The sequence below is a fragment of the Rhodococcus sp. MH15 genome, assembly GCF_019266045.1.
Lineage (GTDB): Bacteria > Actinomycetota > Actinomycetes > Mycobacteriales > Mycobacteriaceae > Rhodococcus_F > Rhodococcus_F qingshengii.
The window spans coordinates 231,677-246,516 of record NZ_LPNP01000068.1 but is presented as its reverse complement, the minus strand read 5'-3'; the positions used below and the strand labels follow the sequence as shown (position 1 = coordinate 246,516).

At 62.7% G+C, this 14,840-nt stretch carries 8 protein-coding genes; 3 read left to right on the top strand and 5 right to left on the bottom strand.

The genetic code is table 11. The features are described 5' to 3' along the window. Positions 1-549 precede the first annotated feature (549 nt). A complete protein-coding gene (locus tag ATN37_RS18280; RefSeq protein WP_042923411.1) occupies positions 550-960 on the top strand; it encodes a VOC family protein in 411 nt (136 codons plus the stop codon). 92 nt (positions 961-1,052) lie between these two features. On the opposite strand, the gene ATN37_RS18275 is transcribed toward ATN37_RS18280, so the two are convergent. Then, entirely contained in the window at positions 1,053-2,027 is a 975-nt protein-coding gene (locus tag ATN37_RS18275; RefSeq protein ID WP_003945115.1) for a sigma-70 family RNA polymerase sigma factor, read from the bottom strand. Positions 2,028-2,080: 53 nt separating this feature from the next. Next, positions 2,081-2,812 (bottom strand): GNAT family N-acetyltransferase, encoded by a 732-nt coding sequence (locus tag ATN37_RS18270; RefSeq protein WP_218695467.1) that lies wholly within the window; start codon positions 2,810-2,812, stop codon positions 2,081-2,083. Between the two features lie 215 nt (positions 2,813-3,027). On the opposite strand from ATN37_RS18270, the gene ATN37_RS18265 reads away from it, so the two are divergent. Both ATN37_RS18265 and ATN37_RS18260 read left to right on the top strand, forming a co-directional pair. Next, positions 3,028-3,801, top strand: a complete 774-nt coding sequence (locus ATN37_RS18265; protein ID WP_223304680.1) for a hypothetical protein — start codon at positions 3,028-3,030, stop codon at positions 3,799-3,801. A 542-nt stretch (positions 3,802-4,343) separates the two neighbouring features. Continuing rightward, positions 4,344-9,827, top strand: coding sequence for a carboxyl transferase domain-containing protein (locus ATN37_RS18260; RefSeq protein WP_030536903.1), 5,484 nt, complete (start codon positions 4,344-4,346; stop codon positions 9,825-9,827). 86 nt (positions 9,828-9,913) lie between these two features. On the opposite strand, the gene ATN37_RS18255 is transcribed toward ATN37_RS18260, so the two are convergent. From ATN37_RS18255 to ATN37_RS18245, 3 genes are read right to left on the bottom strand one after another with little or no spacing between them, the layout of a single operon-like run. Further along, the gene (locus ATN37_RS18255; RefSeq protein ID WP_030536904.1) at positions 9,914-10,195 is read right to left on the bottom strand and encodes a hypothetical protein; all 282 of its coding nucleotides are present in this window, start codon (positions 10,193-10,195) and stop codon (positions 9,914-9,916) included. A gap of 11 nt (positions 10,196-10,206) precedes the next feature. After that, entirely contained in the window at positions 10,207-14,310 is a 4,104-nt protein-coding gene (locus tag ATN37_RS18250; protein ID WP_218695466.1) for a cation-translocating P-type ATPase, read from the bottom strand. Further along, positions 14,310-14,735, bottom strand: a complete 426-nt coding sequence (locus tag ATN37_RS18245) for a hypothetical protein (protein WP_054825885.1) — start codon at positions 14,733-14,735, stop codon at positions 14,310-14,312. The genes ATN37_RS18250 and ATN37_RS18245 overlap by 1 nt, the downstream gene beginning before the upstream one ends. Between the last annotated feature and the right edge of the window lie 105 nt (positions 14,736-14,840).

The window sequence follows — 14,840 nt, the reverse complement described above, 5'->3', positions numbered from 1 at the left end:
GTGTCGGCAACCATTCAGACGGAAGAATGAACAATCACCGACGAAAAATACTCACACCACACACAAACCAACCAAACCCCAAGAGGCGGTTGATCATTCGCGGATGTGAAGTACCAAAAAAATTTGGCACTGACATTCATCGACACACTGTTGAGTTCTCAAAGAACACGCACACACCATCACCACAACCCTATGGCCGCCGCTCCGGGGCAACTTTTCCAGCCTATCCCAACCTGGTCACCGGCGCAAACCGGAACCCCGTGAAGAAAAACTGGATTGTGTTCGCCAGGCACTTCGTACAACCTCGTGTCACTCACCCTTGCAGGTGGGAGTCGGTGTCCGTGTCGCTCTGACCTGGACAAAGTTACGCGAAGATCAACACAACACCAAATCGCCAGGTCAGAGCACTGCAGTCGGTTAACAGGCGATACTTTTCTCGAATTTTTGCTTCTCGCGATGACTTTCTGCGCCCACTGCGGTCTGTATGAGCAGGAACCAACAGGAACCGAAGCGTTCAGTAATCAATCAACCGAGTTCAAGGAGCACCCAATGTCTCGTCTTCTCTTCGTCAACATGCCGGTCAAGGACGTCGTCGCTACCCGTGCATTCTTCAGTGGCCTCGGTTTCGAGTTCAACGACATGTTCAGTGACGAGAACACTGTCTCGATGATCGTCAGCGATTCCGCCACCGTCATGTTCCTGAACGAACCGCGTTTCGGGGACTTCATCGCCGACGACATCTGCGACACGTCGAAAGCTCGTGAAGCACTGATGTGTGTGTCGGCCGACAGCAGGGAGGAAGTCGACACCTTCGTCGACGCGGCGATTGCTGCCGGCGGCAGCAAGTGGATGGAGCCCCAGGATCACGGCTTCATGTACGGACGCGCATTCCGCGACCTCGACAATCACGTCTGGGAGGTCATGTGGATGGACCCGGCTGCGACTGTTCCCCAGCAGTAACGCACAGCAACAGCAGTAACGAGCAGTCGCGCGGGTCCCTCCATACTGGGGGGGCTCGCGCAACTCCTTGCCCCTAGAACTCGGCAGGGCCCCTACAGCTCGGCAGGCAATCCGAACCGTGCGAACAGACTCAGATCGAAGAAACACGTCACGTGCGAGATCCCGGACTCGGTGACATCGAGAACGTGCAACTGGAAAGCGCGGTGAACACCATCGGGCTCGCGCATGTAGAGGCCGAACGCCGGCTGTCCGTTCGCAGCGGTCGGAAGTAGGCGCATCGCTCCTGGTCCGTCGGCCGGGCATTTGGTTCCGATGAGTTGCCCGATTGCCTCGGGGCCCTGGTACCAACCCTCGAACGGAGGCATCTCCCAGATGGCTTCGCGCGTGAACAGTTCGACGATGGCCTCGACGTCGTAGCTCTCGAAGCTGTGCACGTAGTCGCGAAGCAACTTCCGGGCAGCCTCGGTAGTCGGTTCCACGAGATCGTCCTCGGTGGGTCCGATGTGATTGATCTGCGCGCGAGCCCGCTGCAGCAGGCTGTTTACCGCAGTGGTTGTGGTGTCCAGCGCCTCCGCAACTTCCGACGCCTTCCACTGGAGAACGTCACGTAGAACCAGAACCGCACGTTGGCGCGCGGACAAGTGCTGCAAAGCGGCAACAAGGGCGAGCCTGACCGAATCGCGATTGACGACCATGACGGCCGGATCATTGACGTCGCCCAACGCAGAATCGGCAATCGGTTCCAACCAGGCAATCTCGTTGCGCTCGATCAAATCGTCGGCCGGGTCCGAACTAGGTGCGCCGAGGCCGGTCGGGAGGGGACGCCTCGATCTCCCCTCCAGCGCGGTCAGGCAGGTATTCGTCGCGATGCGGTAGAGCCAGGTCCTGAGAGATGACTGGCCCTTGTAACCGTCGAACCCGCGCCAAGCCCGGATGAACGTCTCCTGGACCTGGTCTTCGGCGTCGTGAATCGACCCCATCATGCGATAGCAGTGCGCCAGCAACTCGCGGCGGTACGGATCGGCAAGAGTGAGGAAATCACTGTCCAACGCCTGATCGACTGTCATTTGTTCAGACTAGTGGCCGAGCGCCCGAAACACAGGCGTCGGCGAGAATTCGATCAGGCAGGCGCCTGCACCGCAGTCAACCTGGATCTCTTCCGGAGAACGAACCCCAGCGATTCGTAGATTCTGATCGCATTCGTATTCGATTGCACTGCATGGAGAAATGGCAGCTCGCCGCGCTCGCGAATCCCGGCAGCGACGGCACGGATCAGCGTCGTACCCAGGCCTCGACCCCGAAAGTCGCTGTCAGTGCACACCGCACTGATTTCCGTCCATCCCGGAGGGTGCAACCGCTCCCCCGCCATGGCAACAAGTCTTCCGTCGACGCGAATGCCGTAGTAACTGCCCATCTCGACGGTACGAGGAAGAAACGGTCCTGGCTTGGTGCGCTCGATCAATGCCAGAATTTCGGGAACGTCGCCCGTTCCGAGAAGTTCGACCGACGGATCAACGGAGACTTCGAGTGCGGATCCGTCCATCTGCACCGAGCCGAACTGATCCACAATGCGCCACCCTTCCGGCGGGCGGTGATCAAATCCTCGCAAACCTACTGTGCCGCCAGGACCTACGAGTGTGAGTAGGTTCTCCCAGTCCTCGGCGTCCAACTCGGGCGGATGACCGACAAACGGCGCGACCGTCGGGTCGTATCGCGCAACTCTCCCTGCCCAGCGAGCGAATTGCGCATGATGTCCGCGAAGTCCTTGTCGCACAGGATCGTCCAGCGGATGGGTGTCGACATCCGTGTCAACTGTCTCGACAAACGACGCCAGGGTCGCCTCCGTGGTCATCGAACCTCTTCCTGCCCTATTTGCCTGTGATGGAGGCGAACGAACCTCCCCGCCCACCTCTATGACAACGCTAGGAACACTTGCTGTCGTAGTCGCCGGATAGAATCAAGATGATTCTGACCTCGACCTGTATTTCCGGCGTCAATCAGGGCTCGATTGCAGATCTGCACCAGGACATTCGTCGCGACGCCTCACCAACCGGAAGGCTATTTGGCATGAGCAACTCCGACCCGATCAGGTCTGCATTCGACCAGTTGCCCCTGAAGGAGATGGACGCTGCAACGCTGGTCTTCGCCATCGAGAGCGCCGTCGACGAGCTGGCGATCTCGGGTGAAACCCTACGGCTCGCCATGGAGGTCGCGACCCTTGCGCACCTCGATCAGTTCAGAAAGAACGGGATCAAGTCCGACGAGGATCCCTACATCGTTCATCCCCTACGAAATGTATTGCGGCTGCTTCGGTACGGGTGCTCCGATGTCGAGATCCTGAGCGCAACCGCGCTTCACGACACGGTCGAAGACCGACCACACGCCGTCATCGCGCTCCTCGGTGGCCAGACTGCAGACGACATGTCCGCATCCGAAGCGCAGGAACGTGCGTCAACACTCATCGCCTCGCGCTTCGGCCACAGAATCTCCGAACTTGTTGAGGCAGTGACCAATCCAATCGACTACCCATGCGACAACACCACCGCCGGATATCAGGATCACGTCATCCGCGCGATAGCGGATCCCGCAGTATTCCTCGTGAAGTTCAGCGACTTCGTCGACAACGCGGGAAGCGTGAAGTACCTGAGCGAGACCGACAGGCTGAGGCTGGTCACGAAATACGAACCACTCGTGGAGCACTTCAAGCGGACTTCACTTGCTCTCGGCAACGGATTGCACCTCCCTCCCTCAGGACTCGACGCGATTGCAAAGCACATCGCAACCATCGAACGCGATTTCTCGAATACGGTCCGACCGGACATAAAAAATACTCGCCAGTAGTACCGATCAGTAATAATCGAGCAACCCAGAGAATTCTCCGAATATGCGATTTTGTTACCAGTGAGTATTCACTTTCTTGCCGATTACATTACCATCGTGATCCGTGTCACAAGTCCGAATTCCATTGCACCGCAATGATTTAACGCCATATGTGTAACCGTGGTTCACGTTGACTAATATTCTTCAATTCGCCCAGGTGACATGAGCGTCGACATACTGCATTCTTAGATAAACCAGGGATTCCCTGGAAGCAGACACAATATGTTGCTGATTCGTGATTGGAGCGGTTCTGAGTCCACGCCTGCAGGGTGGCGCACAAGGCACACAGTGTCTCAGCGCACACAGCGCTTCGGTGCACACAGTGCTTCAGCGCAGGGGACTCGACGAACCGGAAGGGCAATCACTTGCCGACGCGCAACCGGGGGAAACACAGCGCATCGCGGCGTAGTTCACGAACCGGGGAATCCGGGTATGTGGGACACGGTCGGCTCATATCGCAACGTACGTGACGAAGAATCTCATCAAGGACGGTGGCAGTGACAATGTTCAAACGAATCGCAGTGGTCAATCGAGGTGAGGCCGCGGTCCGGCTGATCAGGGCTGTACGCGAACTGAACGCCGAACACGACTACGGCATTCGCGTCATTGCACTGCACACCGAGGCCGAGCGCCGCGCCATGTTCGTCCGCCAGGCCGATGAGGGCGTGACCCTGCGCAGCACCGGCACCGGTAGCCCGTACCTCGACTACGCCGAACTCGAGCGAGCACTGCTCGCAGCCAAGGCCGACGCAGTCTGGGTCGGCTGGGGCTTCGTGGCCGAGGATCCCGCCTTCGCGGAGATCGTCGCAAAACTGGGCATCACGTTCATCGGCCCGAGCGCCGACGCGATGCGCCTGCTCGGCGACAAGGTTGCCGCCAAGATCCTGGCCGAGAAGGTCGGCGTACCGGTCGCCCCGTGGAGCGGCGGACCGGTCGAAACGCGCGCCGACGCTCGTCGTCATGCTCAGTCCATCGGATATCCCCTGATCATCAAGGCCCGAAGCGGCGGCGGCGGACGCGGTATCCGCAAGGTCTGGGCCGAAGACGAACTCGAAGTTGCACTCGAGCGCACGCAGGGCGAAGCAGAGCGGTCCTTCGGCGACCCCGTCGTCTTCCTCGAACGCCTTGTCACCGATGCACGCCACGTCGAGGTACAGGTCATCGCCGACAACCACGGCAATGTCTGGGCTCCGGGCGTTCGCGACTGCTCGATTCAGCGTCGCAACCAGAAGGTCATCGAAGAATCCGCCTCCCCCGTCCTGACCGAAGAACAGTCGGACCACCTCAAGAAGGTTTCCGCCGAACTGGTCAAGGCAGCCGGGTACCAGGGCGCAGGCACGGTCGAATACCTCTACCAGCCCGAGAACAAGCTCTTCACGTTCCTCGAGGTCAACACCCGCCTGCAGGTCGAGCACCCGATCACCGAGGTCACCACCGGAATCGACCTCGTCAAACTGCAGATCCTGGTCGCCAGTGGTGACGAATTGGTCGGTGACTGCCCGCCCGCATTCGGCCACGCCGTCGAAGCCCGCCTCAACGCCGAAGACGCCGACAACGATTTCGCGCCGGCACCCGGCACCGTTCAGCTCCTCAAGTTCCCGCTCGGCTCCGGCATCCGGGTCGACACCGGCATCGCTGCCGGGGACGTCATTCCGCCCGACTACGACTCGATGGTCGCGAAGGTCATCGCGTGGGGCCGCAACCGCTCCGAGGCACTTGCGCGTCTGCGCACTGCCCTTCGTGAAACCACTGTCGTACTCGACGGCGGCACTACCACCAAGTCGTTCCTCCTCGATCTACTCGATCGCGACGAGGTCATCTCGGCATCCGCGGATACCGGCTGGCTCGACCGCACGGGCGCCCTCACCGGCACCACTCGCCGCGCGGACGTCGCGCTGATCGCCACCGCCATCGATGCTTACGACGCCGAGGAGTCCCTCGAGCGTGCGGCCTTCCTCGCCTCGGCACGTGGCGGCCGCCCACGCGCCAATCACGCGATCGGCCGTACCGTCGAGCTCAACTACCAAGGTCAGGCATACAAACTGACCGTCGGGCGTATCGGCCCGCACCGCTACCGCGTCGACGGAGACGCCGGCGACATCGAGGTCGACGTCGATCGTCTCGGCGACTTCGAGTCACGGCTGGTGATCGGTGATCGGCGCTTCCACGTCGTTTCCGTCGTGAGCCCGGCTCGCTATCTCGTCGAGGTCGACGGCATCAGCCACCAGATCAGCCAGGACGACGCCGGAGTGGTCCGCGCGCCGGCTCCCGCCGTAGTGGTAGCAGTACCGGTCGCGGTCGGCGACGACGTCGAAGCCGGATCCACTCTGGTCGTGCTCGAATCCATGAAGATGGAGACCGCGGTTCGCGCTCCGTACGCGGGCAAAGTGCGTGAGGTTCTCGCTACCGTCAACTCCCAGGTCGATGCCGGCGCACCGCTCCTGCGCGTCGATCAGGTCAGTGAGGAAGCTGTCACGGAGAAGGCTCCGCGAGTCCAATTCGATCTTCCCGCAGCAACTTCCGGATCCGATACCCGCGCAGATGCATTGGCACAGCTGGAAGCACTGACCGCGATGATCAGTGGCTACGACGTCAGCGGCAAGCACGCAAACGCTGTTCTGGCCGAATACGACGCACTTCGCAGCGCACTCGAATCCGAGGACCGCGAACTGGTCCAGGCAGAACTGGCTGTGCTGACCACCTTCGCCGACATCTGCGAACTCTCGCGCAACAAGCCCACCTCGGGCGAGTCCGCGAAGGACGAGTCCGTCCACAGCCCCCGCGAGCACTTCCACACCTTCCTGCACTCACTCGACTCCGAGCGCGAAGGTTTGCCGGCGTCGTTCCGCACGAGACTCGAACGGGCACTTCGCCACTACGACGTCACCGATCTGGAAGATCGCCAGGCCGTCGAGGAAGCGGTGTACCGACTCTTCCTGGCTCTGCAGCGCATGGAAGCCCAGATCCCGGTCATTGCAGCACTTCTCGAAGGCTGGCTCGTCGGCGACAAGGCTCCCGGTTGCTCGGCGCAGGAGCTCAACGAGGTTCTCGATCGACTCATCGTCGCGACGCAGGTCCGCTACCCCGTCATCGGCGACGTCGCCCGCAACCTTCGCTTCCGGTTCTTCGACGAGCCGCGCATCCGCAAGGTTCGCGAAGACGTCTACGACGGAGTACGCGGCAACCTCGCCTACCTCGAAGAGCAGCCGGACGCTGCAGATTTCGACGAGCGAATCGCCAATCTCGTCGCCACTCCCGAACCGCTCCTGGACCTGTTGGGTCGAAAGATCGGCCTTGGCAACCGCGATGGCGGCCCTCTGCTCGAGGTCATCACGCGTCGCTACTACAAGATTCACTCCTTCGAAGACGTCCGCGTTTTCGAGCACGTCGACCGCCGTTTCGTGACCGGTAACTTCGACCTCAAGGGCGACGGGCTACATCTGGTCTCGACGGTGGCCGAATTCGACGCTCTCGGTACGGCTCTCGACGATGTCGCCACGATCGCGCAGGATGCTCCATCCGGTCGCGGGCTGGTAGTCGACATCTACCTCGACTGGCCTGATCAGCCCGCCGACGGCGACGCGCTCGTCGAGACGCTGCGCACCGAACTCTCGCGCAACGAGACGATCACCCGGTCTCGCCGCGCGACGGTGATCATCTGCAACCCGAACGGGGATCCGGTCCGGTGGGTCACCTTCCGCCCCGTCGACGGCGAACTGGTCGAGGACCACATCATCCGCGACATGCATCCGCTCACGGGTCAGCGTCTGGACATGTGGCGCCTGAAGAACTTCAACGGAAAGCGCCTCCCGGCTCCGGAGAACACCTACCTGTTCCACCTCTCGGCCAAGGAGAATCCGAAGGACGAGCGCCTGATCGCTCTGGCCGAAATCCGCGACGTGACACCGCAACTCGACGACGAAGGTCAGATGGTTGCACTCCCGGCCATCGAGCGCACGCTCGCTGCCTGCCTCGACGGTATCCGTCGTGCGCAGTCCCAGCGCGGCGACAAGCGTCGACTCGCAGCCAACCGCGTCGTGCTCTACGTGTGGCCGGTCGCCGACGTTCCCAGCGAGCGCTTCTCAGTGATCGCTCAGAACGCAGCCCGACTGACCGTCGGCGCCGGGCTCGAAGAGATCACGCTCATCACTCGGCTGAAGGACCGAAAGGGCGGCGCGCCCAAGGAAGTTGCGCTGCGATTCTCCTACCGCGCGGGTGCCGGTGTGGTCATCAACAAGACCACACCTCCCACCGAACCGCTGCTCCCCCTCGACGCGTACGCCCAGAAGGTCCAGAGTTCGCGGGCACGCGGAACTGTGTACCCGTACGAGCTGATTCCACTCCTGACCGGCACCAAGGGCACCTTTGTCGAGCACGACTTCGACGAAGCGGGCGTCCTGTCACCTGTCGAGCGTCCGTACGGTCTCAACAAGGCCGGCATCGTCGTCGGCCTCGTGAACACGCCGACGCCGCGCTATCCCGAGGGAATGACCCGTGTCGCGCTATTCGGTGACCCCACCAAGGCGCTCGGTACCGTCGCCGAGGCCGAATGCTCACGCGTCGTCGCTGCCATCGACCTGGCCGAGAAGTTGAACGCTCCGGTCGAGTGGTTCGCACTGTCCTCCGGTGCCACCATCTCGATGGAGAGCGGCACCGAGAACATGGACTGGGTCTCCCGCGGCCTGCGCCGGATCATCACCTTCACCCAGAACGGCGGCGAGATCAACATCGTCGTCACGGGCATCAACGTCGGCGCTCAGCCCTACTGGAACGCCGAAGCCACCATGTTGATGCACACCAAGGGCATTCTGGTGATGACCCCGGACAGCGCGATGGTGCTGACCGGCAAGCAGTCTCTCGACTACTCCGGTGGTGTGTCGGCCGAGGACAACTTCGGTATCGGTGGTTACGACCGCGTCATGGGCCCCAACGGCCAGGCGCAGTACTGGGCCCCCGACCTCACTGCGGCGTGCGAGATCCTGTTCCGTCACTACGCACACTCGTACCTCGCTCCCGGCGAACGGTTCCCGCGCCGCGCAGCGACGACGGACCCCGTCGATCGCGACGTGCGTAGCTTCCCGCACACCCACCCGTCGAGCGACTTCGAGACGGTCGGCGACATCTTCTCCTCGGCGAAGAACCCGGATCGCAAGAAGCCCTTCGACATTCGCACCGTGATGCGTTCGGTGGTCGACCAGGACCACTCTGTTCTCGAGCGTTGGGCCGACATGGCCGGCGCCGACACCTCGGTCGTCCTGGACGCGCACCTCGCCGGACATCCGGTCACAGTGGTGGGCATCGAATCCCGCGCGATCCCACGTAAGGGGCACTTCCCCGCCGACGGTCCCGACACTTGGACGTCGGGAACGCTGTTCCCGAACTCGTCGAAGAAGACTGCTCGCGCGATCAATGCTGCGAGCGGCAACCGTCCGATCGTGGTGCTGGCCAACCTGTCCGGCTTCGACGGTTCCCCGGAGTCGCTGCGCAACATCCAGCTCGAGTACGGCGCCGAGATCGGCCGCGCCATCGTCAACTTCGACGGACCGATCGTGTTCTGCGTCGTCTCCCGCTACCACGGCGGCGCGTTCGTCGTGTTCTCCGGTGCGCTCAACGACAACATGGAAGTTCTTGCTGTCGAAGGCTCGTTCGCGTCGGTACTCGGCGGCGCCCCCGCCGCCGCAGTGGTCTTCACCCGTGAGGTGAACACACGCACCAACAACGACCCGAAGGTGCAGCAACTGGAGGCAGACTTGGCAGCAGCCAAGGATGACACGGAGAAAGCACATCTGCGCGTAGAACTGAACGCTCAGCGCATCGCCGTCCGCTCCGACAAGCTCGGCGAAGTGGCATCCGAATTCGAAGCGATCCACAACATCCAGCGGGCCCGAGAGGTCGGCTCGGTGGATGAGATCGTCCCTGCCGCAGAACTGCGTCCGCAGATCATCGCAGCAGTCGAACGCGGCATGAAGCGCGCACTCGCGCAGTAAGTTTCTCCGCACGTCGAGCGGTCCCGCGAAATGCGGGGCCGCTCGATTTGTGTCCAGGCCTCGATTTGTGTCCAGGCGCGCCTGCGTCAGACGCCCTCGAGCGCCTCTCCGATCTCTTCGAGGACGTGATTGTGCTGCTCTGTTGCGAGCAGATGCCCCGCTGCAATGGTGACTGCCACGGGCCACTCGATGATCTCGAAGGCGACCATCAGTCCCATCACCGCAAAGTAGGCGATCTGCTCGGGTCTCGGAACAGGGATGGCACCGACGATCGGTAGCTCCAACTCGAAGCTCCGTGCCGAACGGACGGATTCGACTACCGCGCGGTGATCGACGGGGTTCGTGTGGTCGACGGTGTTCTGGGACATGTCACGATTCCTCAGGACTCATCTCGGGTCGCCCGGGAGTTCGGCGACGTGTCACTTCCAGCAGCGACGCTCACAAGCGTGTCTGATTCACCGGTTTCCGCTTCTTTGATTTCCACGTCGCTGATTTCCACGCTGTCGCGAGCGCTGACTCCCCCGGTTCGGGAGGTGTACTCAGTGCTCGTTCGCGTCGGGATCTTGCGAATCGTCGACTGACCGTTCGCGTTCTCCTCAGTTGCGGCAATCCGCTCCAACACCCGCGGAGCCAGCGCCGCGAGCAGCGTCGCCGCCGACGCGCAGCCCACCGCTTGGCCCCAGGCGATGGGACCGAGCGGCGTGCAACCGAGAAATTGGCTCACCACGGGTGTGCTGACGAGCGTCGCCAGCGCCGCAGCGGATCCGGCAACGGTTGCGACCACCAGCGGACTGCGTGATTCGAGCAGCGTCTGCCCCAGTTGGGTGCCCACCAGGGCAACCAACGCCACCGTCGACGCTCGCCGCCTCCTACCGCTCGCCCGGGCCAGAAGCCACGCTGCCAGCGCACCGATTGCCGTGGCACCGCCGCGGACAGCGATCGTCTGCCACAAGGCATGAGCGTCCACCTGTTCGGACTTCTCGGATCCGTTCTCGGACGGGGTGCTCACCGCAAGCGCGGCAGCGGGCAAGGCGTCCGTCATCAGATTGACCAGTAGCAACTGCCTTGCGTTGAGCGGTGATTCGCCGGACAACGCAGAACCGATCAGCGCGAATGCGACTTCACCCGCGTTGCCTCCGAGCAAAACCCCTACCGCTGATCTGACCCGCCGCCACAATTGACTGCCCTCGTCCAATGCGTCGGTCAGTCCGCCGACACGGCCGTCGAGGAGCACGATGTCTGCGGCGCCGCGCGCCGGATCACTGTCGGTCGACGCCACCCCGATTCCCACGCTGGAAACTCGGATCGCCGCAGCATCGTTCGCGCCGTCACCGACCATGGCGCACACCCGCCCGTCGGTCTCCAACGCTTGCACGATCTCGACCTTCTGCTCGGGTGTCACGCGCGCAAAGACGCTGCTGCCGCGGACCGCATCCCGTCTTTCGGCGCGAGAGAAGTTCTCCCAGTCAGGACCGGTGACAACATACTCGCGTGCGACGTCCAACCCCAGTTCGGTGGCGACCGCGGCCGCTGTTGTCGGATGATCCCCGGTCAGCACGCGCACTTGCCGTCCGTCGCCTCGAAGTTCTCGAACAAGTTGCGTTGCTTCGGGTCTCAGCGTGTCCGAGAGTCCGAGAAGGCCGACCGCTTCCAGCCCCTCGGAGCAACACTGTTCGAGAAATTGCGAGTCTTCGCCTGCGCGTCGCGCGTCGTGTTCCGACAACTCGCGCTGGGCGACGGCAACCACCCGCAGTCCGCGTCCGGCCATGCTTTGAACGTGCTTCGCCGACACAGCATTCGGATCTCGTCCTGCTTCGGTCACGAATTCCGGCGAACCTTTGAGTGCGATCCGCCTGCCGAGCAAAGCTGCCGAGTACGGCCGCCCCGACCTGAACGGAACGAGGTTGTTCGCCTCGACGTCACCGAAAACCGAAGCATCGTCCAGAGCTTGCTGGGCTGCATCGACGACGGCGGCATCCGTCGAATGAAACACGCGATCGTCGCGACTTCCCAAGGCACTGCGCGCCGCAACTTCCAGAATCTCGCTTTCGTCCCAGCCGTCGACGCGTTCGACCGCGGCCACCCGTAGCTTGTTCTCGCTGAGGGTTCCGGTCTTGTCGAAGCAGACCACGTCGACACGACCGAGCGCTTCTATCGATCGTGGCGCACGAACCAACACTCCTGCTGCAGTGAGCCTTCGCGCTGCGGCCTGCTGAGCCAGAGTGGCAACCAGAGGCAGCCCCTCCGGCACGGCAGCCACAGCCACGGCCACACCTCCGGTGACGGCGCGGCGCAGACCGGTACCACGAAGCAGACCCGCGACTGTCACCAACGCCCCACCGCCGATACTGGCCGGCAGAGTCGCCCTCGTGAGTTCGCGAAGTCTGTTGGTCAGGCCCACAGCAGGTCCGGATCGGGACACACCGACATCGGCACGCCTGGTCACCGTTCGGGCTCCGATGGCCGTGACCACGCCACGACCGGATCCGGCAAGCACTGTTGTCCCTGCGTAGGCCATGCACCGTCGCTCGGCCAGTGGCATCCCAGGGGTCGGGTCGGTCTGCTTGTCGACGGGCAGGGACTCTCCCGTCAACGACGACTCGTCGACTTCCAGCGATTCGACGCTCAACAGGCGACAATCTGCGGGCACGATGTCCCCGGACTCGATTGCCACGACGTCACCGAGTTCGAGAGCGTCGGCCGCTGTCTCGACCGTGCCGTCGTTGGTTACTCGCCGAGCTACCGGTTCCTGAGTCCGCAAGAGCCGCTGCACCGCCCGCTCCGAATGAAGCCGTTGAACAGCGGACATCGCGGCATTGCCGACCAAGACCGAGCCGACCAGGACGGCGTCTACCGGTGAACCGAGGACTGCACTGGCAGCGGAGCCGGTCGCCAACACAGGCGTCAGTGGATCCGCCAATTCTGTTCGCAACGCCGACAATCCGTCACGGATCAACCTGAACCGTGCGGGCGCTCGCACACGAGCTTCCGCACGGTGCGGTGTATGTCGGATGGATTCGGATAGTTCGCGAACGACAGCATCACCGTCCATCTCATGCCAGGTATCGCTCGGAGTACCGACAGGGACGGGCGCTTTAATCACAGATCGGGACAAGGTGTATCCGGTCCACAGTCCCGCGGCCGAACCAGCCGTGACCGGCCCCGGCCCTGCCCCTCGAACTCCCGGAAGCATGATCAAGGCACCCAATGCCGAAGAACCTGAGGAGAGTTCGACACCGCGCCTCGTCGCTGTTCGAGCAGCCGGGAGCGCATGGACAACCCGCCACGCCCCGGCCAAGTCGGTGTGGATGTCGGCACTCACGTGCTCGCCACTCGGTGGTGAAATCCCGATGCGTAGCACTGCCTGTCCCGATATCGCCCTACTCGACACGATCGCAACTGTCCGACCCTCGGCCACCAACGCCGAGAGAGCCTCGCGCAGGCCGGCTTCGGCAGTCGATTGCGCCGGATAGAGCTCGTCGAATCCACTTCGCAGTGATCCGAGCCCGTCGTCGTCGATCGTGACGGCTGCGACCCCGGCCGCACGTATTTCGCCTATCAGTGTTTCCGCCAGACCTTTTCGCACGGGTCGCACGACCACTTCGGCGCCGCCGATGCGGTGCCTTCCCACTCCGACAGTTCCGTCGTTCAGAGCTTTCCTGGCTTGTTCCCACACTGCGACGCGATCCGACTCGGCCACCTCTCGTATGTCGGAAACCCGGAGCGAGTCGTCGAAGAGGACGCTCGGATCGACGAGGACGGTGTCAATACGATCGAGCATGCGTAGAGCCGCAGAGTCCGAAACGGCGGTGTGGTGCGTCCGACACAGACCGTATGACACACCAGCAGCGAATGATTCGCGCGACATCCGAAGCGGCCGCGGCGCCGAAACCTTGATACTCGTCGCGACGGTGTCACCGCCGGCAGACACGGTAGCCAGTGCAGCCCCGGCCGCCAGCTGAACCCCAGCGATCCTGTCGGCATAACGCTCCCCCGGACCACTCGGGTCACGCCTCGTGGAAGCACCGCGACCGCCAAGTTCGAATGACCACACCCGCCGAGAGTTTCGCGCCGCCAGAGTTTCGCGCAGCAGCATCGTCCGCAGCCCGAAATCCACGCCCAATGACGCAGGCGCATAGGTCAGAACATCCGCGAACGACGTCGCCGACTCCAATGCGAAGTCGGTGAGCGAACGGCCAAGGCGCTGTTCGATTCGCCGACGCACCCGGGGTTGATAATTGATCGCCGACACCGCCGCCGAGACATAGGCGGAACCTGGGATTCGCGGGGCACCGAATATCGATCCCGCTGCTGCAGGAATCATCCCCACACCCGCCAACGCGAGGGTGCCGGTCCGCAACGCCACGTCACTGACAGCGGTTCGCGGAATCGTCGAACCACCCACCAACGCGAGTCCCGACAACGCCAGACGCGGCGGCAAAGTTGCCACCGACACCGCACGCCGGGCCATCGCTGAGAACATCAGTGAGTGGATCGAGTGTGCGAAGAACTGTGAGTTCGATCCTGTGACCGGCCGGCCGCCTTGTGGGAGTTTCCGCTCGATTCCTTCTTTACCTGTTCCGGCTTGCTCGTGCGGCCAACCGCCTTGACCTCGCGATCCGGCCGACCGCTCTTGCGATCCCATTCGTGGAGTACCAGGGCCGTGCCGCCGACTGCCAAGAGCACCGGCCATTCCACCAATCCCGCCGCACCCACGGCCGCCATCGTGAGAACCGCCGTCGGCGTCGAGGAACTACCCGCACGAATTCCGTCTCGGACACCCTCCGCCGATCCGCGTATCCCGCCCGTCACTCCACCGATCACTCCACCACCGACGGCTCCGGCCACCGTCGTCGTTGCGTCTGCCACACCACGAACGACGCGGGTGGCTTCGTCCACAATCATCATCGGACGCTCCTATCAGCAGTCCATCGAAGAATTCAGTATTTGAGGCCATACCCAACACCGACGGCGGCAATCACGATCCGATACATTTTTCGGCGAACCTGGCGA